22 protein-coding genes and 2 pseudogenes are annotated in these 24,211 nt (G+C 72.1%); 11 read left to right on the forward strand and 13 right to left on the reverse strand.

Annotated elements, in window-relative coordinates; genetic code table 11:
- Positions 1–6: 6 nt before the first annotated feature.
- The 3 genes from ACFW22_RS16985 to ACFW22_RS16995 are packed head-to-tail and all read right to left on the reverse strand — an operon-like array spanning position 7 to position 3,538.
- Positions 7–660: an ATP-binding cassette domain-containing protein gene (locus ACFW22_RS16985; protein ID WP_386404485.1), complete on the reverse strand. Its 654-nt coding sequence runs from the start codon at positions 658–660 to the stop codon at positions 7–9.
- Positions 657–3,152 carry an ATP-binding cassette domain-containing protein gene (locus ACFW22_RS16990; protein WP_386404488.1) on the reverse strand — a complete coding sequence of 832 codons (2,496 nt, stop codon included), beginning with the start codon at positions 3,150–3,152 and terminating at the stop codon, positions 657–659. The genes ACFW22_RS16985 and ACFW22_RS16990 overlap by 4 nt, the downstream gene beginning before the upstream one ends.
- Complete coding sequence (locus ACFW22_RS16995) at positions 3,140–3,538, reverse strand: hypothetical protein (protein WP_386404491.1); 399 nt, start codon at positions 3,536–3,538, stop codon at positions 3,140–3,142. Before ACFW22_RS16995 ends, ACFW22_RS16990 begins: the two co-directional genes overlap by 13 nt.
- 135 nt (positions 3,539–3,673) lie before the next feature.
- Between ACFW22_RS16995 and ACFW22_RS17000 the strand changes: the two genes are divergently transcribed.
- Positions 3,674–4,147, forward strand: coding sequence for a hypothetical protein (locus ACFW22_RS17000; protein WP_386404494.1), 474 nt, complete (start codon positions 3,674–3,676; stop codon positions 4,145–4,147).
- Positions 4,125–5,417, forward strand: a complete 1,293-nt coding sequence (locus ACFW22_RS17005) for an ABC transporter substrate-binding protein (protein WP_386404497.1) — start codon at positions 4,125–4,127, stop codon at positions 5,415–5,417. Before ACFW22_RS17000 ends, ACFW22_RS17005 begins: the two co-directional genes overlap by 23 nt.
- Positions 5,418–5,450: 33 nt before the next feature.
- Here the strand turns inward: ACFW22_RS17005 and ctaD are convergent, their stop codons facing one another.
- Complete coding sequence (gene ctaD / locus ACFW22_RS17010; protein WP_386404703.1) at positions 5,451–7,163, reverse strand: cytochrome c oxidase subunit I; 1,713 nt, start codon at positions 7,161–7,163, stop codon at positions 5,451–5,453.
- Positions 7,164–7,471: 308 nt separating this feature from the next.
- Here ctaD and ACFW22_RS17015 point away from each other — a divergent pair, with 308 nt between their 5' ends.
- Positions 7,472–7,687, forward strand: coding sequence for an I78 family peptidase inhibitor (locus ACFW22_RS17015; RefSeq protein WP_386404500.1), 216 nt, complete (start codon positions 7,472–7,474; stop codon positions 7,685–7,687).
- Positions 7,688–7,756: 69 nt separating this feature from the next.
- Here ACFW22_RS17015 and ACFW22_RS17020 read toward each other — a convergent pair whose 3' ends face one another.
- Complete coding sequence (locus ACFW22_RS17020) at positions 7,757–8,572, reverse strand: phosphatase PAP2 family protein (protein WP_386404503.1); 816 nt, start codon at positions 8,570–8,572, stop codon at positions 7,757–7,759.
- Positions 8,573–9,045: 473 nt separating this feature from the next.
- Here ACFW22_RS17020 and ACFW22_RS17025 point away from each other — a divergent pair, with 473 nt between their 5' ends.
- Positions 9,046–10,770: an MFS transporter gene (locus ACFW22_RS17025; RefSeq protein WP_386404506.1), complete on the forward strand. Its 1,725-nt coding sequence runs from the start codon at positions 9,046–9,048 to the stop codon at positions 10,768–10,770.
- Between the two features lie 41 nt (positions 10,771–10,811).
- On the opposite strand, the gene ACFW22_RS17030 is transcribed toward ACFW22_RS17025, so the two are convergent.
- Positions 10,812–11,246 carry a cell division protein SepF gene (locus ACFW22_RS17030; RefSeq protein WP_386404509.1) on the reverse strand — a complete coding sequence of 145 codons (435 nt, stop codon included), beginning with the start codon at positions 11,244–11,246 and terminating at the stop codon, positions 10,812–10,814.
- Positions 11,247–11,568: 322 nt separating this feature from the next.
- On the opposite strand from ACFW22_RS17030, the gene ACFW22_RS17035 reads away from it, so the two are divergent.
- From ACFW22_RS17035 to ACFW22_RS17050, 4 genes are all read left to right on the forward strand, one after another.
- Positions 11,569–12,825 (forward strand): DUF5685 family protein, encoded by a 1,257-nt coding sequence (locus ACFW22_RS17035; RefSeq protein WP_386404512.1) that lies wholly within the window; start codon positions 11,569–11,571, stop codon positions 12,823–12,825.
- A 186-nt stretch (positions 12,826–13,011) separates the two neighbouring features.
- Entirely contained in the window at positions 13,012–13,248 is a 237-nt protein-coding gene (locus tag ACFW22_RS17040; protein ID WP_386404515.1) for a DUF1684 domain-containing protein, read from the forward strand.
- A 208-nt stretch (positions 13,249–13,456) separates the two neighbouring features.
- The gene (locus ACFW22_RS17045) at positions 13,457–14,323 is read left to right on the forward strand and encodes a S1 family peptidase (RefSeq protein WP_386404518.1); all 867 of its coding nucleotides are present in this window, start codon (positions 13,457–13,459) and stop codon (positions 14,321–14,323) included.
- Positions 14,324–14,370: 47 nt separating this feature from the next.
- The gene (locus tag ACFW22_RS17050; protein ID WP_386404521.1) at positions 14,371–15,255 is read left to right on the forward strand and encodes a S1 family peptidase; all 885 of its coding nucleotides are present in this window, start codon (positions 14,371–14,373) and stop codon (positions 15,253–15,255) included.
- 207 nt (positions 15,256–15,462) lie between these two features.
- Here the strand turns inward: ACFW22_RS17050 and ACFW22_RS17055 are convergent, their stop codons facing one another.
- Entirely contained in the window at positions 15,463–16,500 is a 1,038-nt protein-coding gene (locus ACFW22_RS17055; RefSeq protein ID WP_386404524.1) for a DUF3533 domain-containing protein, read from the reverse strand.
- 510 nt (positions 16,501–17,010) lie between these two features.
- On the opposite strand from ACFW22_RS17055, the gene ACFW22_RS17060 reads away from it, so the two are divergent.
- Positions 17,011–17,889, forward strand: a complete 879-nt coding sequence (locus ACFW22_RS17060; RefSeq protein WP_386404527.1) for an esterase/lipase family protein — start codon at positions 17,011–17,013, stop codon at positions 17,887–17,889.
- Here ACFW22_RS17060 and ACFW22_RS17065 read toward each other — a convergent pair.
- Positions 17,886–18,875: a lytic polysaccharide monooxygenase gene (locus ACFW22_RS17065; RefSeq protein ID WP_386404530.1), complete on the reverse strand. Its 990-nt coding sequence runs from the start codon at positions 18,873–18,875 to the stop codon at positions 17,886–17,888. The two genes, ACFW22_RS17060 and ACFW22_RS17065, sit on opposite strands and share 4 nt — an antisense overlap.
- A 1,025-nt stretch (positions 18,876–19,900) precedes the next feature.
- Between ACFW22_RS17065 and ACFW22_RS17070 the strand changes: the two genes are divergently transcribed.
- The gene (locus tag ACFW22_RS17070; RefSeq protein WP_386404533.1) at positions 19,901–20,311 is read left to right on the forward strand and encodes a DUF6299 family protein; all 411 of its coding nucleotides are present in this window, start codon (positions 19,901–19,903) and stop codon (positions 20,309–20,311) included.
- Here the strand turns inward: ACFW22_RS17070 and ACFW22_RS17075 are convergent.
- Positions 20,308–20,823 (reverse strand): DUF402 domain-containing protein, encoded by a 516-nt coding sequence (locus ACFW22_RS17075; protein WP_386404536.1) that lies wholly within the window; start codon positions 20,821–20,823, stop codon positions 20,308–20,310. The genes ACFW22_RS17070 and ACFW22_RS17075 overlap by 4 nt on opposite strands.
- On the reverse strand, positions 20,804–21,727 hold the full coding sequence (locus ACFW22_RS17080) for a GNAT family N-acetyltransferase (protein ID WP_386404539.1): 924 nt from the start codon (positions 21,725–21,727) through the stop codon (positions 20,804–20,806). Before ACFW22_RS17080 ends, ACFW22_RS17075 begins: the two co-directional genes overlap by 20 nt.
- Positions 21,728–21,800: 73 nt before the next feature.
- Between ACFW22_RS17080 and ACFW22_RS17085 the strand changes: the two genes are divergently transcribed.
- On the forward strand, positions 21,801–22,175 hold the full coding sequence (locus ACFW22_RS17085) for a GntR family transcriptional regulator (protein WP_384882426.1): 375 nt from the start codon (positions 21,801–21,803) through the stop codon (positions 22,173–22,175).
- A gap of 4 nt (positions 22,176–22,179) precedes the next feature.
- Here ACFW22_RS17085 and ACFW22_RS17090 read toward each other — a convergent pair whose 3' ends face one another.
- The 3 genes and pseudogenes from ACFW22_RS17090 to ACFW22_RS17100 all read right to left on the reverse strand — a co-directional run.
- The gene (locus ACFW22_RS17090) at positions 22,180–23,304 is read right to left on the reverse strand and encodes a DUF5925 domain-containing protein (protein WP_386404543.1); all 1,125 of its coding nucleotides are present in this window, start codon (positions 23,302–23,304) and stop codon (positions 22,180–22,182) included.
- Between the two features lie 143 nt (positions 23,305–23,447).
- Positions 23,448–23,690: pseudogene (locus ACFW22_RS17095) on the reverse strand (polysaccharide deacetylase family protein); the annotation flags it as partial.
- A 248-nt stretch (positions 23,691–23,938) separates the two neighbouring features.
- Positions 23,939–24,130 (reverse strand): annotated as a pseudogene (locus ACFW22_RS17100) (glycosyltransferase family 2 protein); the annotation flags it as partial.
- Between the last annotated feature and the right edge of the window lie 81 nt (positions 24,131–24,211).

Consider the following 24,211-nt stretch of genomic DNA (forward strand, 5'->3'; position numbering starts at 1 on the left):
CCGACGTCAGCGGTACTCGACCTGCTCCCCGCTCGACGCGCGGGAGCCGCGTCGCAGTTCGTGCACGAGCGAGCCGTCCGGCAACCCGTCCGGCAACCTCTGCTCCGCCAGGAGCACGGCCGCCCCGCCCTCCACGGCGAGTGCCGCGAGACCCCGGTAGGTACGGGCCGCCACCTCCGGTGCCATGCCCAGGGACGGTTCGTCGACGAGCACCACGCGCGCGGTCGCCAGCAGGGCGCGGGACAGCGCCAGCATCCTGCGCTCCCCTCCGGAGAGCGTGCCGGCGGTCCTGGACAGCAGCGGAACCAGTTCGGGGTACGGGGCGGCGTCGGGGGCGGGAACCCCGGGAACGCCGAGTGCGAGGTTCTCGGCGACCGTGAGGCCCGTGTACACCGCCTGTCGGTCCGGCACGAAGCACAGCCCTCGGCGGGCCCGTTCGTGTGCCGACAGGCGGGTCGCGTCGGTTCCGTGCCACTCCACCCGGCCCGCGGACAGGCCCACCGTGCCGGCGAGCGCGCGCAGGGCGGTGGTGCGCCCCGAGCCGTTGCGCCCCAGGAGAACCGTCACCGTACCGGCAGGCACGGGCAGGTCGAGTCCGTGGAGGGCCTCCAGGGGCCCGTAGCGGACCCGGGCGGCGCGCAGTGCGATCTCGATGCTCACGACAGGATCCGACCCCCCTCCATGGTGTGCACCACGTGCGCGATCCCGGCGACCAGGTCGGGGTCGTGCTCGATGACGAGGACGGTCAGGCCGTCCGCTGCGAGGGCCGTCAGGATCCGGGCCAGGACGGCCGTCTCGGCGGCGTCGAGCCCGGCGGCCGGTTCGTCCAGCAGGAGCGTGTGCGGCCGTCCGGCCAGCGCACGGGCCAGCTCGACCCGGCGCAGGGTTCCGGTGGGCAGGTCCGCCGCGGCCCGGTGCCGTACGGGACCGGCGAGCCCGAACAGCCGCAGGCAGCGCTCCACGCCGGCCGGGTCCCCGGGTCCGGCGCCCTGCTCCTCGCCGAGGCGGACGTTCTCCTCCACGGTGAGCGACGGGAAGACCACGAGCTGCTGGAAGGTCCTGGCGATGCCGAGCCGGGCCCGGGCGGGGGCGGGGCGGGCCGTGACGTCGATGCCGTCGAGCGTGATCCGGCCCCCTCCCGGGCCGGGGTGGAGCGCTCCGGCGAGACAGTCGAAGAGGGTGCTCTTGCCGGCGCCGTTGGGACCCACGAGGGCGGTGATGCGGGCGGGGGAGAGGGCGAGCGTGACGTGGGAGAGGACGACGACCCCGCCGGGGCGGACGAGGGACAGGTCGTGGGCGCGGAGTCCGGCGCGGGGCGCGGGACCCCGGGGACGCGCCCGGTGCGCGGCGGCGCGGGAACGGCCGCCCCAGCCCGGCGGGGGGCGCCCCCGGCGGGCGGCCGGCAGCAGGTCCGCCAGCGGGGGGAGCCTCCCCGTGAGGGCCGCGAGGAGGCCGATCAGCACCGCTGCCGCCCCTGCCTGGGAGCCCGCGTCCAGCGTGGTCAGGAGTGCCGCCGCGGCCAGCGGGGTGAGGAGGCTGTCCGCGCCCAGCACCAGGACGGCGGCGAACCAGAGGAGGCCGCGGACCGGGTCGTACGCCTCCGGGTCGAAGGCGCGCAGCCCCATTCCGAGGAGACCGCCACCGAGGGCCGCCAGGGCCGCACCCAGGACGAAGACGAGCAGCTTCAGGCGGGGTGCCGGGACGCCCGCCGCCTCCGCACCCGGCTCGTGGTCCCGCAGGGCGGCGAGCGCCCGGCCCGTGCGCCCCCGGCGGAGGGCTGCCACCAGGGCCAGACAGCCGGCCAGGACGGCCAGCTCCAGGGCGTAGAAGGCACGGTCGTCGGAGAAGCCCGCCGGACGGCCGAGGGCCAGCCCGGCCGTCGCGTACGGCTGGGTGAGGACGAAGCGACTGACCGCCACCCCCACGGCGAGCGTGGCCAGGGCCAGGGCCAGGCCGTGGCGACGGATCGCCGGCCAGCCCGTCACGAACCCCGCCGCGGCGACTGCCGGCACCGCGAGCCCCAGCGCCAGGAGCACGGGAATCCCGGCCCCGGCCAGCAGCGCCGTGAACAGCGCGCCGAGCCCCGCGTACGCCGCCTGTCCCAGTGCGATCTGGCCGCCCCTGCCGGCCACCAGGACCAGCGACAGCAGGATCACGGCGAGGGCCGGGACCTGGACCGCGGTGTGCAGGTCGGAACCGGCGAGACCGAGGGGGAGGAGCAGCAGGACGCCGACCACCAGCCACAGGGCCGTCGGCACGCGGCCGGACCGCACCGGCGGCGGCAACGCGTCCCGGCCCTTGCCTCCGACGCCCGGCAGGGCGAGCGCCGCCACCAGCAGGGCGACGACGAACAGGTTGGCGCCGACGGCCTGGAGGAGCGGTCCGGTCCAGCCCTCCGGGTGCAGCCGGGTCAGCTGTGCCTGGGCCACTCCGATCGCGAGTGCGGCCCCCACCGCCACCGGAAGCGACCGCATCCGGGCGAGCACCGAGACTGCGATCACCTCGACGACCAACAGCGGCATCCCGTACGGATCGAGCCGGACGTAGGGGGCGAGCAGCACGCCCGTCAGCCCGGCCGTGAACGAGCCGAACGCCCAGCCGGCCGCCGCGACCCGGTCCGCGTCGATCCCCGACAGGACGGCGAGCGGGCGATTGTCCACCACGGCCCGCAGCTCCCTGCCGAACCGCGTCCACCGGGTCACCGCCCCGACCAGGAGGGCCAGTGCCACCACCGTTGCGAGCTGCACCCACGGATCGTCGCCGAGCAGTATCGGCACGTCGTTCCGGGCACCGGGCCCCCACCACAGCACCGCTCCGCCGACGAGCAGCACGAAGACGCCGATGGTGGCCACCAGGGTCTGCGCGGGGTTCGAGCCGCGGAGGGCCAGCGGTCGGAAGACCCCCCGGTCGAGGGCCAGGCCGATGCCGGGGGCGATCACCAGCAAGGTGAACAGGGCCGCCAGGGGCAGCGGCCAGCCCCAGACGACCACCAGCTGGCGCCATGCGTACGCGCAGACCATGGCGACGGCGCCGTGCGCCAGGTTCAGCACGCCGGTGGCCCGGTAGGTGACGATCAGGCCGATGCCGGTGAGCGCGGCGGCGCTGCCGACCGCGAGGCCGGCCAGCGTCAGTTCGTACGTCAGGGAGGCCACGGCTCACACACCGGGCAGGGGGCGAGTTCCGCGTCCCCGACGTCCACCGCCTCCGCCTTGCCCGCCACCAGCGGGCAGTCCGGGCGGTGCGCGAGGGTCCCGCCCGGGACCCGTAGGGGCGGACCCTCCGAGGACGGCGGGGAAGCCTCCTCCGGTTCGGCCGGAGCCGGCTCCGGAGGGGGCGCGGGGAGCAGCGCGGCCACCCCGATCAGGACCGCGCCCGCCACGATCAGCGCGGCCCCCGGCACCGTGCACGAGGCCAGGTAGGGAAGCTGGCGCTCCGCGAACCGCTCGCCGGAGATCCCGTACCAGCCGAGTGCGCAGAGCACCGCACCCCCGGCGACCGTTGCGAGACCGCCCCACAGCAGGATCCGGGACGTCGGCACGGGGACCTCCCTCCTCCCTTCCTTGCACTATGCCCCGATACGTCCCACTCTGGAAACACCAGCCGTTACGGACTGCCGAGACACCCGGTGGTGAGCCAGATGGTTGTCGAACGACGCGGTGCACGATCCCGTCTCGTGGCCCTCGGGGCCGTTGCAGTCCTCGTCCTGGCACCCGCCCTGGCGGGCTGCTCGGACGACGGCGGGACGACCGGCGACACCACGGCCCCGTCGGCCCCGTCGGGGGGCGAGGAGCCCGCCGATCCGGTGCTCGCCAAGGCCGAGATCACCAAGAACTGGACGGCGTTCTTCGACCCGAACACCCCCCTCGCCGAGAAGGTGAAGCTCCTGGAGAACGGCGAACAGATGCAACCGGTCCTCGGCGCGTTCGCCGGCGACAAGAACGCGGCCGCGACCTCCGCGAAGGTCACCGGCATCGAGTTCACCTCGGCCACCGACGCGAACGTCACCTACGACCTGCTGGTCGGCGGGGCGCCGGCCCTGCCCGACTCCCAGGGGACCTCCGTCCTGCAGAACGACACCTGGAAGGTCTCCGTGAAGACGCTCTGCGGCCTGGTCGAGCTGAGCGGTGTCACCGTTCCGGGCTGCTGAGGCGGTCACGGCGCTGCTCCTGGCCGTCCTGCTCGCCCTGCTCGCGGGGTGCGGCAGCCGACTCCCGGAGCGCGCCTTCGAGACGCGGCCCACCGCCAACCCCTCCGGCGGTGAGCCGCTCCGCGTCGGCATCATCACCAGCGCCACCAGCCCGGTCGGCGGGCAGGCCTTCACCGGTCCGCGGGACGGGGCCCGTGCCTGGTTCGACGCCCTCAACGCGCGCGGCGGCCTCGACGGGCGCCGGATCGAGGTGGAGACCTGTGACGACGGCGGGAGCGGGGTCGGCAACAACGCGTGCGTGCACCGGCTGATCGACGAGCGCAAGGTCTTCGCCCTCGTCGCCACCACCGCCCTGAACTACGCGGGCGCCCCCCTCGTCGCCCGGGCCGGCGTCCCGGACGTCGGGGGGCAACCGCTCACCCCCGCCTACGACACCTATCCGCACCTCTACGGGATCTACGGCAGCTCCGCCCCCCGCACCGGCCGGGAGCCCGGTTGGGGCGGCACGCTGTACGGCGGGACCGAGGTGTACCGCTGGTTCCACGAGAAGCTCGGTGCGCGGACCGCCGCCGTCGTGTCCTACAACCAGGCCGCCTCCGCCGCGTACGCCCGACTGGTCGCCCGCGGGCTCCGGACCGAGGGCTACCGGGTCGTCGAGGAACAGGTCGACTTCGCACTGCCCAACTTCCGTGCGGTCGCCGCCGATCTGCGGGCCGAGCACGTCGACGTGCTCTTCGACGCCATGGACACCCACGGCAACGTGCGGTTGTGCGAGGCGATGGAGGCGCTCGGGGTACGGGTCGACGCCAAGGTGACGAACGTGCAGAACTGGTCCTCGGACGTCTCGCGCGACTACGTCCGGGCCCCCGCTTGTCGAGCCGCGCTGTGGGTGACCGGATCGAGCCGGAACTACGACGACACCGGCTCCCCGGCGGTCCGCGCGTTCCGGGCGGCGATGGGGGACCGTCCGCTGTCCCAATGGCAGCTGGAGGGATGGGCGGCGGCGATGTGGTTCACCGACGCGGCCCGCTCCTGCCTCGCCGGGGGCACGCTGACCCGCGACTGCGTCGAGGGGTTCATGAACCGTCAGGAGCCCTACACCGCGGACGGCCTGCTGCTTCCCGTACGGTTCGAGCACCTGGCCGATCCGCCGAAGACCCGTCACACCTGTCTCTCCGTGGCCCGCTGGCAGGACGGTCGTGGCTGGGTGAGCCAGGGCGACATGACGGAGAACTGCGTGACCGTCCCCCAGCTCGGCTACCGGCCGTGAGCGGCGCCCCCGCGGACCGCTCGCACGCGGGGCTCAGGGACCGGCAGCCCCGGAGTCCCGACCGGACGGCCGGAGGTCCGGCGGCGGGGCCGTGAGCCGCATCCGCTCGTAGGCGGCGAACTCCGGGTGGTGGAGGTCGAAGGCCGGCGACTCGGAGCGGATCCGGGGCACGGTGTCGAAGTTGTGCCGGGGCGGCGGGCAGGAGGTCGCCCATTCCAGGGAGCGACCGAAGCCCCAGGGGTCGTCGACCTCGACCTTCGCCCCGTACCGCCAGGTCCGCCACACGTTGTAGAGGAACGGCAGCGTGGAGGCGCCGAGCAGGAAGGCGCCGATCGTGGAGACGGTGTTGAGCGCGGTGAAGCCGTCGGCCGCCAGGTAGTCGGCGTACCGCCGCGGCATGCCCTCCGCGCCGAGCCAGTGCTGCACCAGGAAGGTGGTGTGGAAGCCGATGAACAAGGTCCAGAAGTGGATCTTCCCGAGCCGTTCGTCGAGCATCCGGCCGGTGAACTTGGGCCACCAGAAGGAGAACCCGGCGAAGGTGGCGAAGACGACCGTGCCGAAGACCGTGTAGTGGAAGTGGGCGACCACGAAGTACGAATCGGTGACCTGGAAGTCCATCGGCGGCGAGGCCAGGATGACGCCGGTGAGCCCGCCGAAGAGGAAGGACACCAGGAAGCCGACGGACCACAGCATCGGGGTCTCGAAGGAGAGGGATCCCCGCAGCATCGTCCCGGTCCAGTTGAAGAACTTGACCCCGGTCGGCACCGCGATGAGGAACGACAGCAGCGAGAAGAACGGCAGCAGCACCGCGCCCGTGGCGAACATGTGATGTGCCCAGACCACCACGGAGAGGCCGGTGATCGCCATGGTGGCGCCGATGAGCGTCCCGTAGCCGAAGATCGGCTTGCGGGCGAAGACCGGGATGACCTCGCTGACGATCCCGAAGAACGGCAGCGCGATGATGTAGACCTCGGGGTGGCCGAAGAACCAGAAGAGGTGCTGCCAGAGGAGTGCGCCGCCGTTCTCGGGTTGGAAGACCACGGAGCCCAGGCGCCGGTCAGCCTCCAGGACCAGCAGCGCCGCAGCGAGGACGGGGAAGGCGACGAGCACCAGGATCGCGGTGAAGAGGACGTTCCAGGTGAAGATCGGCATTCGGAACATGGTCATCCCCGGTGCCCGCATGCCGATGATGGTGGTGAGGAAGTTGACCGAGGTCAGGATCGTCCCGAAGCCGGAGAGCGCGAGCCCCGTGATCCAGAGGTCGACGCCGATGCCGGGAGAGTGCTCCGGGCTGTTGAGCGGGGCGTAGGCGGTCCAGCCGAAGGCCGCGGGGCCGTCCGGGACGAACAGGGAGCCGACCACCATCAGGCTGCCGAAGAGGAACAGCCAGTACGAGAACGCGTTGAGCCGGGGGAAGGCCACGTCGGGTGCGCCGATCTGCAGCGGCACCAGTTCGTTCGCGAAGCCGGCGAAGGTGGGGGTGGCGAACAGCAGCAGCATGATCGTGCCGTGCAGGGTGAAGGCCTGGTTGAACTGCATGTTCGAGATGAGCTGGAGGCCGGGGCGCGCCAGCTCGGCCCGCATCAGCATGGCCATCAGCCCGGCCAGCAGGAAGAAGGCGAACGCGGTGCCCAGGTAGAGGTGGCCGATCTTCTTGTGGTCGGTGGTGGTGAGCCAGTCGATCAGGATGCGGCCGTGGCGCTCCCGGGCCGATTCGACAGTCGCGGTCGCCGTCCCGTTGCCCATCGGTTCCTCCGCTTCGCCGCCGTCCCGGACCGGCGTCCCCTGGCGTTCGGACAGCGTAAGCACTGCGTAAGGAAAGACGGGAAGCCTCGGGCGCGCGTCGCCCGCGCAATTCGGAGCGGAAGAGGGGGAGCGGTAAGGGAACACGCCTTCCCGCCGCTTGGTGAACCCTTCGTGTAAACAGCTGGAAGTCGCTCGGAATTGCTGGAGAAACTGTCGTGGGTCGTCTTTCCGAGTGGCGGTGGGCGTGTCAAACGAATGTCGAGAACTTGTGACACAAGCGTGACCGCCAAGGGACTAACGTGAGGTCCATGGCACCCACTTCACGCACTCCCGAACCGTCCTCCGACGCTCCCGAGTCCTATGTGGGCCTCGGCGCCGAAGGAGCCGAGCAACTCGCCAGGAGCCGGGGTTGGCAGGTCGTCAGGTCGCTGCCGCCCGGCGCGATCGTCACCATGGAGTACCTGGACGCGCGCATCAACTTCGAGGTCGAGGGCGGTGTCGTCATCCGCTGCTGGCTCGGCTGAGGAGCCCGCAGGTCCACGCGGAAGGGCCCCGGCCGACGGCCGGGGCCCTTGTTCCCTCCGGGTGCGGTATCAGCCGCGGGTCGCCGGGGCGCGCCGGCCGCCGACCCCCACGGGTTCCCGGACCGGTTCCTCGGGCGCCGACGGGCGCGGCGGGAAGAAGCCGGGGCGCGGCCCCCCGGTGGCCACGGGCAGCGAGGGCACCAACTGGCGGCCGTCCCGGAGCCGTTCCCGAAGCCGGTCCCGGATGCCGAGGATCCAGGCCTCCGCGACGGCGATGACCGGCTCGCACCAGGGCAGCGCGAGCAGGACGAGGAGTCCGGCGGCCCAGCCGAGCAGCACGTCGCTCAGCCAGTGCGTGCCCAGGTAGACGGTGGTGAGGCCGACCCCGAGCGCGACCACCGCGGACAGCGCCGACAGATAGCGCCTGGCCCTCGGGGTGGTCGCCAGATAGGCGAGGATGCCCCAGGTCACGACCGCGTTGGCGGTGTGCCCCGAGGGAAATATGTCACCGCCCGCGAACAGCTCGGCGGATCCGATCTGTGTCGCGTAGTGCGGTCCGAGCCGGCCGAGGCCGAGCTTGACCGAACCGACCGAAACGTTGAGCAGGAGGAGGGCCGCACCCAGGCACAGCAGGGGCCGCAGGGTGTGCTGGCGCCAGGAGCGCCAGCCCAGCCAGGCGGCCACCATGACGGCCGTGGGGCCGCGCTGTCCGAGGACGACGTAGTAGTCGAGGAAACCGTGGATCCCGGGCCACTGCTGGTACGGCCGGAAGAGCATGATCTTCCAGTCGAGGGTCACCAGCCACGTCGACAGCAGCACGGCGGCGACGATGACCAGATAGAACGCCGACGTCCCGCCGAAGAGGGCGAGACGCGTGCGGGTCATCCGCGGGACCTCTATCTTCGGCGGTTCCGGCTCCCGGTCCAGCCGGGCAAAGATGTCGGTACGCACCCAATCGACGTTACAGGGAGTGAGGAGCAGACCCTGTCGTTCCACTCCCTTCGTGATGACCATGTGATGTGGAGTGGGTCTCAATGGGTGGCTCATTGCGGGCGTCCGGCGGGAAAGCCGATGACCTTCAGCCCTATTGCGGTTCCGGCCGTTTTCGGAAAACTGTTTGAGCGTCCGGAGATTTCTTCAAACAGGCGTCCGTGCGCAATTCCATGCGAGGCGCGACCCGCTCCGAGTGGCGTACGCCACACCGCGAGCCCCGCCGGGGTGAGAGCTGCACCACGCGCTCGGGGCTTGGACTCGCGTACGCTGACGGCTCACTCGCCCGTCGATGCCGGGCCGTCCATGGGCATACGCCCTGGTCCGGGGCCTGCCGAGCGCGAGGGCTTTACGTGGGAGGTACGTATATGTCGCGGACGAACACGGCCCAAGGGCGACCGCGGGTCGCCGGCGGTGGCGGCAACCGCTGGGTCGTCCTCGTCGTCCTCTGCGTCAGTCTCCTCCTGGTCGCCCTCGACGCGACCATCCTCCACGTCGCCGTCCCCTCGCTCACCGAGGACCTGCGCCCCAGTTCCACGGCCCTGCTCTGGATCGTCGACGCCTACCCCTTGGTCTGCGCGTCGCTGCTCATCCTCTTCGGCACCCTCGGCGACCGGGTCGGCCGGCGGAGGGTCCTCCTCCTCGGCTATGCGCTCTTCGGCATCGCCTCCGCGGTTGCCGCCCTCGCCACCGATCCCGCGGTCCTCATCGCGGCCCGCGCGCTGCTCGGCGTCGGCGGCGCCATGATCATGCCCGCCACGCTCTCCTTGCTGCGAGCGGTCTTCCCCGACCGGCGGGAGCGCGCCACCGCCATCGGGATCTGGACCGCCACCGCCGCGGTCGGAGCCGCCACCGGGCCGGTCCTCGGCGGCTTCCTCGTCGAGAACTACTGGTGGGGCTCCGTCTTCCTCATCAACATTCCGCTGATGGCGTTGATCCTGCCGCTCGGCCGCCGCCTCCTGCCCGAATCCAGGGGGGCCGCCGACGGCCCCTGGGACGTCCTCGGTGCGCTCATGGCGGCCGGCGGCATCCTCGGCTGCGTCCTCGGGATCAAGCGCGCCGGAGCCGGCGATCCGCTGCTCCACCCGTCCACCATCGGCCCGCTGCTGCTCGGTGCGGCACTCCTCGTCCTCTTCGTGCGGCGACAGAAGCGGCGTCCGCACCCGCTGGTCGACATGCGGCTCTTCTCCCGGGCCGCCTTCACCACCTCGGTCGGTTGCATCGTGCTCGCCATGCTGGCCCTGGTCGGCCTGGAGCTCATCGCCGTCCAGTACCTCCAGCTCGTCCTCGGCCTCAGCCCGCTGGAGACCGGGCTGCGGCTCCTCCCGCTGACCTTCGCGGCCATGGCCGCCGGCGCCACCGGCTCGTACACGCTGCGCAGGATCGGGCCGCGGCGAATGGTCGGCTGGGGGTTCGTGCTCACCGCCGGTGCGGTGCTGTTGCTCACGCTCATGGGGCAGCACGACCGTCCGCTGCTGCTCACGGTGGGCTTCGTGCTGCTCGGCTTCGGTCTGCAGACCACGCTTTTCTCCGCGTACGAGTCGATGCTCAGCGAGGCTCCGCAGCACAGCGCGGGAGCTGCCGCGGCGATCGGCGAGACCTCGTACCAGCTCGGTGCGGGCATGGGCATCGCACTGCTCGGCAGCGTGATGAACGCGTCGTACGCACCGGGGCTGGCCGGGGTGCCCGGGGTGCCCGCGGAGGCGGTGCGGGCCGCTGCCAACTCGCTCGGCGAGGCGTACAAGGTCGCCGAGCAACTCGGCGGCTCAGCCGGTGACGCCCTGCACGAGGCTGCTCGGCACTCCTTCGTGACCGGCCTGCACATCACGCTCTGCGTCAGTGCGGGACTGTTGCTCGTCGGCGCGCTGATGGCCCTGCGGTTGCCCCCGGTCATGGAGTGCACGGTGGATCCGGAAGAGGCGGCCGACGCCCTGGTGGCGTCGGAGGGGCGCTCGGCCCCGGAGGAGTCGGACCGGGAGTCCGGGCCCGCCCACCGCGCGGAGCGGTCCGACCGTCCCGGAGTGGCCGAGCCGCGGGTGCCTGCGACCCGGGAAGCGGTCGAGCCCGCCGGCTCCGGGCGCCCGGTGCACTGACCCGACCGGGTCGGGAGTGCCGGGTCGGCCGGCGGCCCCGCTCAGCTCTGGTTGAAGAAGCCGTCCTGCTGGCGTCGGCCCGTCTCGCCGCTGACGATCTGGGTGTCGGCGGGGGTCAGCAGGAAGACGCGCGTCGCCACGCGCTCGATCGACCCGCGCAGGCCGAAGGCGAGGCCGGCGGCGAAGTCGACCACGCGCTTGGCGTCGTTCGGTTCCATCGCGGTCAGGTTCACGATCACCGGAATCCCGTCACGGAAGAGCTCGCCGATGCCCCGGGCGTCCCGGAAGCCGTCGGGGGAGACGGTGGCGATCCGACGGCCCCGCCCCTCCGCGGTGTCCGTGGCCACCTGGACCCGAGGGTCCGTCACCCAGGCGTCGCCGCCCTCGGCACCGTCGGCGTACTCGTCGTCGTAGTAACGCTCGTCGTTGTCCTCGACGAGTCCCAGCCAGGCGCTTGCCTTGCGCACCGATCCCACGGACGCCTCCTTTCAGCGCGGTCACTTGTGGTTCCGCAATGCCTATCGTCGTCCATGATGCGGATCGCACGCCAAGTGGATAGGTGCCGTGCAGGAGATTCGTGACGGTACTGGTGCAGAACGTGAGGGGATTTTTCTGGCGTTTCGTCAGGAAACTTGCGGTATCGCACGCCAGAGACGGGGCCATGTAGCTGAAAATATGAAAGTCGGGCTGGAAGGGTGACGATGGGCGCGTACGGGTGAACAAAACCGCTCGCTACGATGCGGCGAGGCCGTTTGACGGCCCTTCAGGCGTCACGTCCCATGTCTCACGGGGGAGACCTTGTTCGGAATAGTCCGGCCCTGCACCCATCGGCTCACCGACCGCCTCAAGGTCGAGTGGACCGCCCACCTCTGCGGCCTCTGCCTCGCCCTGCGTGCCGATCACGGTCAGTTCGCCCGGATCGTCACCAACTACGACGGGCTGATCGTCTCCGTCCTGACGGAGGCTCAGACGGGGGTGACCGAGGGGGACCGCCGCACGGCCGGACCCTGCGCCCTGCGCGCCCTGCGGACCGCCCCCGTCGCCCGGGGGGAAGGGGCTCGGCTCGCCGCCGCCGTCTCCCTCGTCCTCGCCTCGGCGAAGGTGCGGGACCACGTTGCGGACCGGGACGGACTGCTTGCGCACCGGCCCGTCGCGGTCGCGGCCCGTAGGGTCGCCCGCTCCTGGGACCGGGCCGGGGCCAGGACCGGCCGCGCCCTCGGTTTCGACACCGCCGTCCTCGTCGACGCCGTCGACCGGCAGGCCGGGATCGAGGCCCTCGCCGGGCCCGGCACCCCCTTGCTCGCCGTCACCGAGCCGACGGAGACGGCGACCGCGGCGGCCTTCGCCCACACTGCGGTCCTCGCCGGTCGTCCCGGCAACGCGGAACCGCTCGCCGAGGCGGGCCGTCTCTTCGGGCGGCTCGCCCACCTCCTCGACGCGGTCGAGGACCAGGTCGCCGACGCCGCGGCCGGCGCCTGGAACCCGCTCACCGCCACCGGCACCCCGAGGGAGGAGGCCCGCCGGCTCGCCGACGACGCCCTCCACGGCGTGCGCCTCGCCCTGCGGGACGTCGAGTTCGTCGACGGACGGCTGGCCCACGTCCTCCTCGCCCATGAGCTCCGCACCTCGATCGACCGCGCCTTCGGCGCGACCGAGTGTTCGCACGGGGGGCCGGAGGGAAGGGCGGACGTGCCGCACGGCCGGGGGCCGGTGCCCGGTAACCCGTACGCACCTCACCCGGGCGGTCCCGGCGGGCCGACCGGACCCCATGTCCCCGGCCCCGGCGGTCCCGGCGGTCCCGGCGGACCGCTCCCGCCCGAGCCGCCGAACCGGCGCGGCCTGATCGCCGGATGCGCCCTCTGGATCGGCCTCGCCTGCACCTGCCAGATGTGCTGCGGGACCTTCGAGGATCCCTGGACCCGTCAGCGGCGCGAGGGGCTCTGTCAGCAGTGCGACCCCGAAAGTTGCTGCGACTGCTGTGACTGCTGCTCCTCCTGCGGCGAGGGTGACGGCTGCTGCGGAGGCTGTGACTGCAGTTGTGGCTGCGACTGTTGACGAGGCATCAACTCTTTCCGGCAACGGCCGTGCCCCGGGGCGCGGAGTGCGTGCTTCGCCCCGGAGGGAGCGCCCCGGGCGTGGATCCGCGGGCCGCGGGCCGAGACCGCCGACGGTCGGGGGACGTCCTGGCTGGCCGGTGCGCGGGTCCTCGGCCTGCACGGCGGCGAGTACGCCCTGTGGGCGGTGGTCAGGGGTGACGGGGTCCGTCGGACGGTCTTCGCCGACGCCACCGGCGGCCGGGACGGTCACCGCTTCCGCTTCCTGCGGCCCGAAGTCCGGCCGGCGGACGGCTCGGTGAGAGGGCACTTCAAGCGCGCACCACTGCCGCCGTGCGTCTTCGCGGGCCGCTCCACCCGTCCCTTCCTGTCGTCCGGCAACACCTTCGACCGTGCGGTTGTCGCAGGGGGGCGACGATGGTGAGCGGCCCGACCTGGGCTCTTCGTGGTTCTCGTGGACGGCGGACGCCTTTGGCGGTGACGGTCGGAGGCGTCCGTCCGCACGGCGGTCTTGTGCGTCTGCTCCCGGGAGGTCAGTATCGCTGACGGTGCATGTCAGGGACACGTCACCTGATGGCGCCTCACGGACCCGTCACCCACGGGCCCCTCCGTTTTTCCCAGAAGGAGAACAAGTGAGGAGCACAGTGAGGAACACCCGCACCCGCCTGCTCGCCGTCGTCGCCGGTCTCGCCGCCGCGACGACCCTGGGGCTCCCCGGGGCCCAGGCCGCCCCCGCCCCCGGCCCCGCCGGAGCCGCCCAACTCGCCCGTGCCGACGCCGCCGTCGAGGCTGCCGGGGTCGGCGGCACCGCCTGGTACGTCGACAGGGCCGCGGGCCGGGTCGTCGTCACCGCCGACTCGACCGTCACCGACGAGGCGCTCACGAAGATCCGGGACGCGGTCGGTGCCGACTCCGGAGCGCTTCGCGTCCAGCGCACCCCCGGCGTCTTCACACCGCTGCTCGGAGCCGGAGACGCCATCTACGGCAACGGCTACCGCTGCTCGCTCGGTTTCAACGTCCGCAGCGGCAGCACCTACTACTTCCTCACCGCCGGGCACTGCGGCGACGTGGTCAACACCTGGTACGCCAACTCGGCCCAGACGACCCTGATCGGCCCCACGGTCGGTTCCAGCTTCCCGGGCAACGACTACGCCCTCGTCCGCTACGACAACGCCTCCCTCTCCCACCCGGGCGGCTTCACCGCGGCCGACGCCTACGTGGGCGAGTCCGTGAAGCGCTCCGGCTCCACGACCGGCACCCGCAGCGGCAAGGTCACCGGACTCAACGCCACCGTCCACTACTCCGGCGGCGGCACCGTGCGCGGCATGATCCAGACCAACGTCTGTGCCGAGCCCGGTGACTCCGGCGGCGCGCTCTACGACGGCAGCAAGGCGCTCGGCATCACCTCCGGGGGCAGCGGCAACTGCTCGACCGGAGGCACCACCTTCTACCAGCCGGTGCCCGAGGCGCTCGCCAAGTACAAGGTCAGCCTCTACTGATCCCCTTCCGCCGTTTCCCGTCGATCCCCCCACAGGAGGAACACGTCGTGAGGACCACCCCCACCAAGAAGTTACGGCTGCTCGCCCTCACCGCCGGCCTCGTCGCCGCCGCGGCGACGCTCGGCGTCCCCACCGCCAGCGCCGATGCCACTCGGACGTACAGCGTCACCCAGCTCTCCGCCGCGGATGACGCCGTCCTCGCCGCAGACGTGGCCGGCACCGCCTGGCACGTCGACACCGCGACCGGAAGAGTCGTCGTCACCGCCGACTCGACCGTCTCCCAGGCCGAGATCGCGAAGATCAAGCGCCGGGCCGGAGCCAACGCGGGCGCGCTGCGCTTCGAGCGCACCCCCGGTGTCTTCAACAAGCTGATCTCCGGCGGTGACGCCATCTACGCGAGCAGTTGGCGCTGCTCGCTCGGCTTCAACGTCAGGGACGGAGCGGGAAACTACTACTTCCTCACCGCCGGACACTGCACCGACGGCGCGGGCACCTGGTACTCCAACTCGTCCCGCACCACCGTGCTCGGCTCCACGGCCGGTTCCAGCTTCCCGGTCAACGACTACGGCATCGTGCGCTACACCAACAGTTCGGTGAGCAAGCCCGGTGCGGTCGGCGGCGTCGACATCACCAGCGCCGCCAATGCCACCGTCGGCATGTCCGTCACCCGACGCGGGTCCACCACCGGCATCCACAGCGGTCGGGTGACCGGTCTGAACGCCACCGTGAACTACGGCGGCGGCGACGTCGTCTACGGGATGATCCAGACCAATGTCTGTGCCGAGCCCGGTGACTCCGGCGGTCCGCTCCACTCGGGCAGCCGGGCGATCGGCCTGACCTCGGGCGGCAGCGGCAACTGCTCCTCCGGCGGGACGACCTTCTTCCAGCCCGTGACGGAGGCGCTCAACGCATACGGCGTCCAGGTGTACTGACCTCCACCTCGAACCGTCCCGGTCCTCCACGGCCCCGGGCCCCGGGGGACCGGAGACCCGGGGCCCGGGACGGAAGGCGCCCACACGGGGCGGATCCGTTCTCGAACCCGTCCCTCCGTCCGTTTCCGCGGCCGGAGGGACGGTCGTCTCCAGGACCTTCGCCCCGGCTTTCGGGGCCGCGCTCCGTCCGGGGGCACCCCCTGCCGATCAGGACCGGGGCTCGCCGACCTCCGAGGCGATCGCTTCCGCCTCCGGCTTCCGCTTCAGCGAGGACATCACCAGGGTGACCGCGGTGCCCACCACCGCCCAGGCCGAGAGGACCCACATCGAGGCGGCCATGTCATTGCCCTTGAAGTACGCGATCGAGCGGGCCGCCCAGGTTCCGGCACCCGGCGGCAGCGCGGGACCGATCGCCCTCCAGAAGGGCGGCAGCATCGGGGCGGGGAAGGCGCCGCCCGCGCTCGGGTTGCCCGCGATGACGATCAACAGGATCGCCAGTCCGATGCCGACGATCCCGAAGACGGACTGGAGGGCGAGGGTGGCGGCACCGACGGCGAAGACCACCAGGGTGCCCAGGCCCCACAGGGCCGCGATGCTGCCGGGCAGGGCGCCGAGGACCGGCCCCACGATGATCGCGCCACCGAGACCGCCGAGCGCCGAGTACAGCGCCAGCACTCCGAGGCGAATGACGGCGCGCTGCCGGTTCGCGGGCCGTGAGCCCGAGCTGATCGCCAGGATCGCGGCGCAGATGTAACCGCCCACGCACCAGCCGACGACCAGGTAGAAGGCCGAGAGCCCGTCGAAGTCTTCCGGCGAGGCGGGAGCCACGTCGACCGTTCGTACGGTGCGCCCCTGGGCGGCCTCCACCTTGGTGAAGATCGTTTCCAGGGCGGAGGCGAGGACGGTGCCGCCGCCCGAAGCGACGAGCAGCGTGTCGGTGCGACCGAGGGGGTCGACGACCAGGGCTCCGTCGATGTCCCGGTTCATGATCTGCTGTCGAGCCGCGGCCTCGTCGGTGACGGTCCGGGGGTCGACCGGTGTGCCGGGGAGCTGCTCCAGCTGGTCGACGAGCCGGGCGGAGACCTGCTGCGGCGCGACCACGCCGAAGGGCACGTCCGTGGGCTTCGGATGGTGCAGGGCCCCGACGTACGAGGTGATGAACAGGAGCTGGAGGGCGAAGACCCCGACGACGAGCAGGGCCGCTCGGGGAGTGACGGCGCTTTTCAGTTCATCGACGAAACTCATGCCCCCACGCTCCGGGGCCGGGGGTGCTCCCGCAGGCGGGATGCGCCCGAATGGCCGAGCACCCCCTGTGGCGGGCGTGTGGTCGGGCGCGGCACGGGCCCGAGGAGGGGCATCCGCGCGTTCCGTATACGGGCACGGGAAGCGGGCCGGCCGTGCCGGGCTCCGCCCGTCGGCGCGCCGTCCCGACCGCTCCTCCGTCGTGCTGCCCCTCGCCCCGCCGCGAACTCCGGCCGTTCTGATCCGCCACGGTGTCATCTGCCGCCGGAGACGGCGTCCTTGACGGTGGTCCGGCGTCCTTGACGGTGGTCCGGGGTCCGCAGGTGACCGGACAAGGGCTTCTGACGGTGACGTGAACGGCCGACTGACGCCGACACAGCACTTTTTACCGACGCGTAACTTCCCAGCCGAGGCTACCCGTGCGTAGCTTGGCTGAAGAGCATCCCCACTTGTGGTCCGGACCGCAGGGCACAGCACCCCCACCTTCCCCTTGAGCCGCAAGGAGATCGCCCGATGCTGCCCCGAAAGCCCCGCAAGCGCTGGACGCACGCCCTCAGAGCGCTGTCCGTCCTCCTGCTGACCGCCGCCGCCACCCTCGCCCCCACTGCCTCGGCACAGGCCTCCACCGCTTCCAGCCGCGGCTGGAACGACTACTCCTGCAAACCGTCCGCCGCGCACCCCCGCCCGATCGTCCTGGTCCACGGAACCTTCGGGAACTCCATCGACAACTGGTTGGCCCTCGCGCCCTATCTGGTCAACCGGGGCTACTGCGTCTTCTCGCTGGACTACGGCCAACTCCCGGGCGTGCCCCTCTTCAACGGGCTCGGTCCCATCGCCGCATCGGCCGGACAGCTCGACACCTACGTGGACCGCGTCCTCGACGCCACCGGTGCGCCCGAGGTCGACCTCGTCGGACACTCGCAGGGCGGCATGATGCCCCGCTGGTACCTCAAGTTCCTCGGCGGGGCCGAGAAGGTGAACACCCTGGTCGGCATCGCTCCCGACAACCACGGCACCACCCTGCTCGGCCTCACCAAGCTCCTGCCGTACTTCCCCGGCGCCGAGGACTCCATCAGCTCCGCCACCCCGGGCCTGACCGACCAGGTCGCCGGCTCGGCCTTCATCACCAAGCTCAACGAGGGCGGTGACACCGTCCCGGGGGTCCGCTACCACGTCATCGCGACCCGGTACGACGAGGTGGTCACCCCGTACCGCTCCCAGTTCCTGACCGGACCGAACGTCACCAACGTCCTCATCCAGGACAAGTGCGCGCTCGACCTCTCCGAGCACGTGGCGATCGGCACGGTGGACCGGGTCACCTTCCACGAGGTGACCAACGCCCTCGACCCGGCCCACGCCACCCCGACCACCTGCCTCTCGGTGCTCGGCTAGCCCCGGGTCCGGCGCCGCCGGGTCGTCCCGAAGAGCACCGCGGCACCGATCGCCAGCACGGCGGCGCCACCGATCGCCAGGTACGGGGTGGTGGCGTCGCCGCCCGTCTCGGCCAGCTCCACCCCGGAGTCCGAACCGGTCGCGGGGGCAGGTGCAGGGGGCGAGGCGGGAACGGCCGGAGCCGTCGTGCTCTGCGACGACACCGGGGCGGGGGCCGCCGACGCCGTCGCGTCCGTCGCCGCACCGTGGCCCCCGTGCCCGCCGTGCTGGACGGAGGACTCGCCCGCGCCGGCCTCGATCTGTTCGTCCGTCGGCGCGGAGGCGCGCGGCGCCGGCGGCGGCGCCGCGCCGCCCGCGTCCTGTCCGAACACCACGTCCGAGCAGGTGTAGAACGCCTCGGGGGAGTCCGAGCGCTGCCAGATCGAGTAGACGAGGTGGCGCCCCGACTTCTTCGGCACCGTTCCCCGGAACACGTAGTCGCCGTTCTGCATGCCAGGATCCGTCACCCTCGCGAACGGCTCGCTCTCCAGGTCCGACCACTTCAGCGGCTTCGTCGGGTCGTACCCGTCCTTCGTCACGTACAGCGCGAAGGAGCCCTTGTGCGGGGCGGTGCCCTTGTACCGGAAGGTGTGTGCACCCGCCTCCATCCGGCTCGCCGGCCAGTCGGCCCGTGCCAGGTCGAGCCCCCGGTACTTGTCGTTGCCCGCGCTGCACAGCTTGCCGTCCGGGATCAACTGCCGGTGCTGCCCGGCGGCGTTGGCGATGTTCACCGCGTTCCAGTCGTAGAACGCCTGCGTCCCGCTCGCCGCCACGGCCGCCTTGCAGGCCGCCGACCGGGGCGCTTCGGGCCCCTCCGCGTAGCAGGCCGCGACCCGGCTCACCGGATCCGTCATCGAACCGTGTGCGAAGGCGGGCTCCACCGCCAGCCCCGACAGGCCCAACACGGCGGTGGCGGTGACGGCGGCGGCCGTACGGCGAGAGGTCATGGGGGGGACAGCTCCTTCACGGGACGGTGCGGGGGATGCCTGGAAGCTAGCCGACCGAACCCGCGGAAAAGCTCGTGGAACGCGGTGCACGGCGATCCTTAGGACCGCTTTAAGGAACCGGTAAGAGTGTGATCAGGGAGCGCCTGTCCCAGGCTGCGAACCACTGCGCGGGAGCGCCTTGTCGGTCCGTGGGCGTTCGCTTGGGCCCGCTGGGTGTCGTGCGCGGTGGCTCCCTGGGTGGCTCTCCTGGGGAGCCGCACAGGGACCAGGGCCGAGACTTTTCCAAGCTGGTTGGACGCAGCGTCCCAGCGGCCCTGGTGAGGAGACCAAGGGCTGTCCCGTGAAAGACCTCCGCGGCTTGGGAGGTCTTGCCGCTCGCGTATGGGACGTGTCGTGCACGGAGGGAGTCGGGCTCTTTGTTCTTGTCGCAGGCGGCAGCAGTGCCGGATGTGCAGGCTGTGCAGAATCGAGGAGACCGCCTGCCGTTCGGCTGTGAGCAGCTCTTTCCAGACGATCGTCGACTTGGAGGCGACCGCCGAGGGCGCCGTCGCGCACGGGGAGCGAGTGGCGGCGTGGCGGGTGGGTGAGGGGATCGTGGGGCTGCCGGGTCACGGCCCCGGGCCTCGGTGGGGCCGGGCGACGGGGTTCCGGGAAGCGAGCGGGAGCGATGGGCTGACCGTGGTCACGGGGCGGACGGTGTTCTTCCCGCCGCAGCGGGGCGGACCGCCGGTGTGTCCGTACTGTGCGGTGGAGTTCGGGGAGGGGCACCGTGAGGTGTTCTCGCCGGTCCCGCGGGAGGTTCGGACCGCGGTCGCGCCCCCCCCGTGGCGCTGCTCGGCGTGGACCGGGGGTCCTGCTCCCGGTGCCCTCCGCATGTGGCGGACGTCGCCGGTCGGTCCGTAAGACGGTATGAGCGGTGTTGCCTCCAACTCGCCGTCGATGGGGTGAGTTTCGGACAGTCGACGGCTGGATCCGGTATCCCTGGCGGGCAGTAGCATCCCCCACGTCTGAAGGGACCCCCGTCCATGCGCGCCCGAACCGTCCTTGCCGCAGCCGTCCTGCTCACCGCCGCCCTCGCCCCCCTCGCCCATGCCGAAGGGACCGACGCCCTCACCGTCGACGCGTACGGCACCGTCACCGCCGACGGCACGGTCACCGTCTCGGGCACGTACCGCTGCCTCGACGACGGCGAAGGCCCCGTCTTCATCAGTTCCGCCCTCAAGCAGGGGAACCGTTCCACCGGAATCGGCGGCACCCGGGCCGTCTGCGACGGACACCTCCACGCATGGGCCAACAGCGCCGTCGTGACCCGTCCCTCCTACCGACAGGGCCCCGCCCGGGTGGAGGCCACCCTGATGCAGCTCACCGCCGGGGAGTCCGGTCTGCCACGGCCCGATTTCCTGGCCGCCGAGCAGGCCGACGTGGAACTGCGCTAGCTCCCCTGCACCCCGTGCCCTTCCCACCGGGCCGGGCCGAGGAGGTCGAGCAGCCCCTCGCGCCCCAGGGCCTCCAATGAGTCGAGGGCCGCGACGGCACGGGCCGCCGCCTCCGGATCGGAGGCGGCGAGGCCGCTCGCCTCGAATTCGTCCTCGTCGAGCCGCAGCACTTCGCTGCCGTCCGCCGACACCCAGAGGTCCAGGTCCAGGTCCTCGATCACCACCCGAGAACCGTCGATCACGGCCGGTCGCGTGACGTCGCAGTACCAGCCCTTCAGCGCACCGTCGGCCGCCCGCACCTCCTTGACCGCGAACCAGCGGTCACGCCAGTAGTGCTCCACGAACACGTCGCCCGGCTCGAAGCGCACGAAGCCGAAGTCCCGCACTCCCCCCGCCGCCCACGGGGCGCGCACCGAGAGCCGGTCGCCCTCCTCGGCCAGCACCTCCGCCGGGTAGCGGATCTTCGTCCGACCCGCTTTCGTCAGGGTGACCTCAACCGATCGTCCGGACATGCCGCACCTCCCGCGCCGCGATCTCGTAGCCGAACCACCGGTTGACGGCCAGCATCGCTCCGTTCCCCGTGTCGTTGCCGGTGAACGCCTCCGTGCAGCCCGCTGCGCGGGCCCGGTGCAGGGACGCGTTCTTCACGAGCTTGGCGAGCCCGCGGCCCCGGAAGGCGGGCGCGGTGCCCGTCATTCCCGAGTTGTACCGGCCCAGGCCGTCCGTCTGCGCCGCGCTGAACGCCGCGGGCACCCCGTCCACCACCGCGACCGTCGTCAGGGCCCGGTCGAACAGGGGGTGCTCCCAGGTGGTCGCCCGCCAGTGCGCGTAGTCGTCCAGCAGGGTGCCCACGTCGCCCGGCTCGTCCGCCGTCGTCAGCGCGTCCAAGACGAAGAGCGGACGCGGATCGGCGGCGAAGTCCTGGGCCGTGCGCAGTTCGACACCTGCAGGCGGATCCTGGAGCGGTGGCAGCTCGGCCGCTGCCAGGTCGAGCCGGAGGAAGTAGGCCGAGCGGCTGGGCGCGTACCCCCGCCGCTCGGCCCAGGCCAGGTTCTCCGGAGCGTCCAGGACCCAGCTGTAGAGCGTCCGAGCCCCCTGCCGGGCCAGGTGCTCCTCGGCGGCGTGCAGCAGCAGCGTCCCGGCGCCACGGTGCAGGTGGGCGGGGGAGACGTAGACGTTGAGGGAGCCGACGTCGGGCTCCGGGGCGTCATGGGCGATCCTCTGCTGGACCGTCCCGATGACCTCGCCGTCCCCGGTCACGGCGACGAGCGGGCGTTCGTGGCCCTTCGGATGGGCGTGTGCCCAGTCGAAGGCGCACTGCTCGGCGGTCGCGAGCATGAAGGGGAGCGCGGCCCGGCGGACCCGGGCGAACCCGGCGGCGTCCTGAGCCCGTACATCACGGACGATCACGGTCATGAGCGGTCACCGTAGGGGCCACGAACGCATCGTGCCTCCCATTTTCCGGTGGGGTGGGGGCAGAATCGGCAAGGTGACACTCACCATCGCCGTGGACCACGGATCCACCACCGCTCCCTACGAACAACTGCGTGCCCAGATTTCCGAGCGGGCCCGGTCGGGCAGACTGCCGGTCGGATACAAGCTGCCGACGGTACGGGGACTCGCGGAGCAGCTGGGCCTCGCCGCGAACACGGTCGCCAAGGCGTACAAGGCCCTGGAGGCCGACGGGGTCATCGAGACGCGCGGGCGCCACGGAACCTTCGTCGCCGCCGCGGGCGACGCGGCGAGCCGTCGCGCCGCCACCGCTGCCGCGCAGTACGTGGAGGAAGCCCGCCGCCTGGGCCTGAGCCGGGAGGCCGCGGAGGCGGCACTGAGCGAGGCGCTGCGGGCGGCGTACGACAGCTGACGGCCTACAGGTAGAGCCCCGCCTCCGAGGTGCGGGGCTCAGGGAGGTCCGCCGAGGGCGTGCCGCGGCGCAGCGCGAACAGCTCCGCGAGCGTCGCGCCCTCGCGCGGCACGCCCTCCTCCCGTCCGAGCCACGCCACCGACTCGGCCCGGCTCAGCCGGCCCACCTCGATGCGGGCCAGACAGCGGCCCGGTCTGACCACCGCCGGATGGAGCCGCTCCAGGTCCTCGTTGGTGGTGACCCCGACCAGGACGTTGCGGCCCTGGCCGAGCAGTCCGTCCGTCAGGTTGAGCAGCCGCGACAGCGCCTGTCCCGCCGCGTGCTTCGCCCCGCCGCGGATCAGTTCGTCGCAGTCCTCCAGGAGCAGCAACCGCCAGCGCTCCTTCGACGTCCCGTCGTCCTCGCCGATGGCGATGTCCATGAGGTAGCCGATGTCGTTGAAGAGCCGCTCCGGGTCGAGCACGCAGTCCACCTGGCACCAGTCCTGCCACGAGCGGGCCAGGGTCCGCAGCGCCGAGGTCTTGCCCGTTCCCGGCGGACCGTGCAGGAGCAGGAGCCGGCCGGAGACGTCGTCGGGGGTGACCTTCATCAACCGGTCCATCGAATCGGCCACCGAAGCCGTGTAGTTGGGCCGGACCTCCTCCCAGGTCCCGGCGCTGATCGGGCGGGTCATGCGGCGGGGGCCGCGCTGCGGAGCCACGTACCAGAAGCCCATCGTGACGTCGTCGGGCTGCGGTTCGGGGTCGTCCTTCGCGCCGTCCGTGGCCTCGGCGACGATCCGCTTCGCCAGTTCCAGGTCGGTCGCCGTGACGGTCACGTCCGCGCGGCGGTTCCAGCGCGACGAGCGGATCGTGTAGCCCTCGCCCTCGGCGAGCACGGTGCTGCGGTCGTCGTCCGTGGCTGCCCGCACCACCCGGGCACCCGCCGGGAGCAGCGTCGCATCGGGCTTCGCGCGGTCGAGGCTGGTGCTGTGCGCGTGCGGCTGCTCCCCGCTCGCGAAGCGGTCGAGGAACAGCGCGTCCAGCACGTCCCCCGGCGAGTCGCTGTCGTCCAGGTTGATGAGGACGGGCAGCGTCGGGGGCAACGGCTGCGCCGGCGCCGTGGACGGTGCGGCGGAGGTGTCAGACATGGCGCCCATGATCCGTCACGCTCCGGTGCCACGCACCGGGTTTTACGCGTCCCCGAGGAGGGCCCGACCGGCCGATCGCGAGGGTGCCCGTGTGCCGGGGCGGCCGGGTTCGTCACGGGAAGTCGGGGTGCCGCCGGGGGCGCCCGGACCCGGCGACTGGAGTGCCCGTACGGATGGGCGAAGGAGGTGGTGCGGCCGCCGAGTTCTTCGGCCACGGCCTCCCGGCAGCGCAAGACCTCGAACCGGAGCCGTTGCCCGTCCCACTGGTCGAGTTGCGGGTGGGGGTGGCTGTGCCCGCCGATCTCCGTTCCCGCGGCGGAGAGTTCACGGACCTGCTCCCAGTCGGGCATGGTGTCGAGGGCCCCACCGGTGGCGTGCGTGCCGCGCCACCGGCGCGGCCCCGCAGGGCGTCGCCGGGCTCCCGCAGGATGCCGGCCGGTAGTACCCGGGTGGTGCAGCGCGGCTCCGACTCCAGGCCCTTCCGTGCGCCGACGCTCCGGGCGACGAGCGCCTTGGAGCGTCCTTCGGCGTGGACCCGGGTGCGGAAGTAGTCGGAGCGCTCGCATGCGGCGGGCACTTCGTGGTGGATGACCGCGCGGTCGTCGATGAGCAGGACCGCCCGGGGGAGGGCCTTGTCGCGCACGGCATGGAGGTCGCTGACGCCGTGGACGCGCAGGTATGCGTGGCTGGGGACCCCTTGGCCCCGGAGGCCCGCCTGCACCCCCCTGATGTCGATGAGGGTCTCGCCCTCGAATCAGGTGCAATCGAGGGCGATCTCGTCGGGGCAGTGGCGCCAGAAGGCGTTGCGGCCGTAACAGAGGTCGGTCGACAACCCGCTTTTCCCTTGTTCGGCGGAGTCTTGGCGACCCGGCGCGTCGACCGGCCGGGTGGATCGGAGCGATCCCTC

This window comes from Streptomyces sp. NPDC058872, assembly GCF_042743065.1.
Taxonomy (GTDB): Bacteria; Actinomycetota; Actinomycetes; order Streptomycetales; family Streptomycetaceae; genus Streptomyces.

What these genes read in the sequence shown, in the direction of transcription:
- ACFW22_RS17075 (WP_386404536.1), bottom strand. Translation starts at nt 20,823, where the DNA reads ATGTCCGGACGATCGGTTGAGGTCACCCTGACGAAAGCGGGTCGGACG.
- ACFW22_RS17065 (WP_386404530.1), bottom strand. Translation starts at nt 18,875, where the DNA reads ATGACCTCTCGCCGTACGGCCGCCGCCGTCACCGCCACCGCCGTGTTG.
- ACFW22_RS17070 (WP_386404533.1), top strand. Translation starts at nt 19,901, where the DNA reads ATGCGCGCCCGAACCGTCCTTGCCGCAGCCGTCCTGCTCACCGCCGCC.
- ACFW22_RS17015 (WP_386404500.1), top strand. Translation starts at nt 7,472, where the DNA reads ATGGCACCCACTTCACGCACTCCCGAACCGTCCTCCGACGCTCCCGAG.
- ACFW22_RS17060 (WP_386404527.1), top strand. Translation starts at nt 17,011, where the DNA reads ATGCTGCCCCGAAAGCCCCGCAAGCGCTGGACGCACGCCCTCAGAGCG.
- ACFW22_RS17090 (WP_386404543.1), bottom strand. Translation starts at nt 23,304, where the DNA reads ATGTCTGACACCTCCGCCGCACCGTCCACGGCGCCGGCGCAGCCGTTG.
- ACFW22_RS17080 (WP_386404539.1), bottom strand. Translation starts at nt 21,727, where the DNA reads ATGACCGTGATCGTCCGTGATGTACGGGCTCAGGACGCCGCCGGGTTC.
- ACFW22_RS17025 (WP_386404506.1), top strand. Translation starts at nt 9,046, where the DNA reads ATGTCGCGGACGAACACGGCCCAAGGGCGACCGCGGGTCGCCGGCGGT.
- ctaD (WP_386404703.1), bottom strand. Translation starts at nt 7,163, where the DNA reads ATGGGCAACGGGACGGCGACCGCGACTGTCGAATCGGCCCGGGAGCGC.
- ACFW22_RS17020 (WP_386404503.1), bottom strand. Translation starts at nt 8,572, where the DNA reads ATGACCCGCACGCGTCTCGCCCTCTTCGGCGGGACGTCGGCGTTCTAT.
- ACFW22_RS17055 (WP_386404524.1), bottom strand. Translation starts at nt 16,500, where the DNA reads ATGAGTTTCGTCGATGAACTGAAAAGCGCCGTCACTCCCCGAGCGGCC.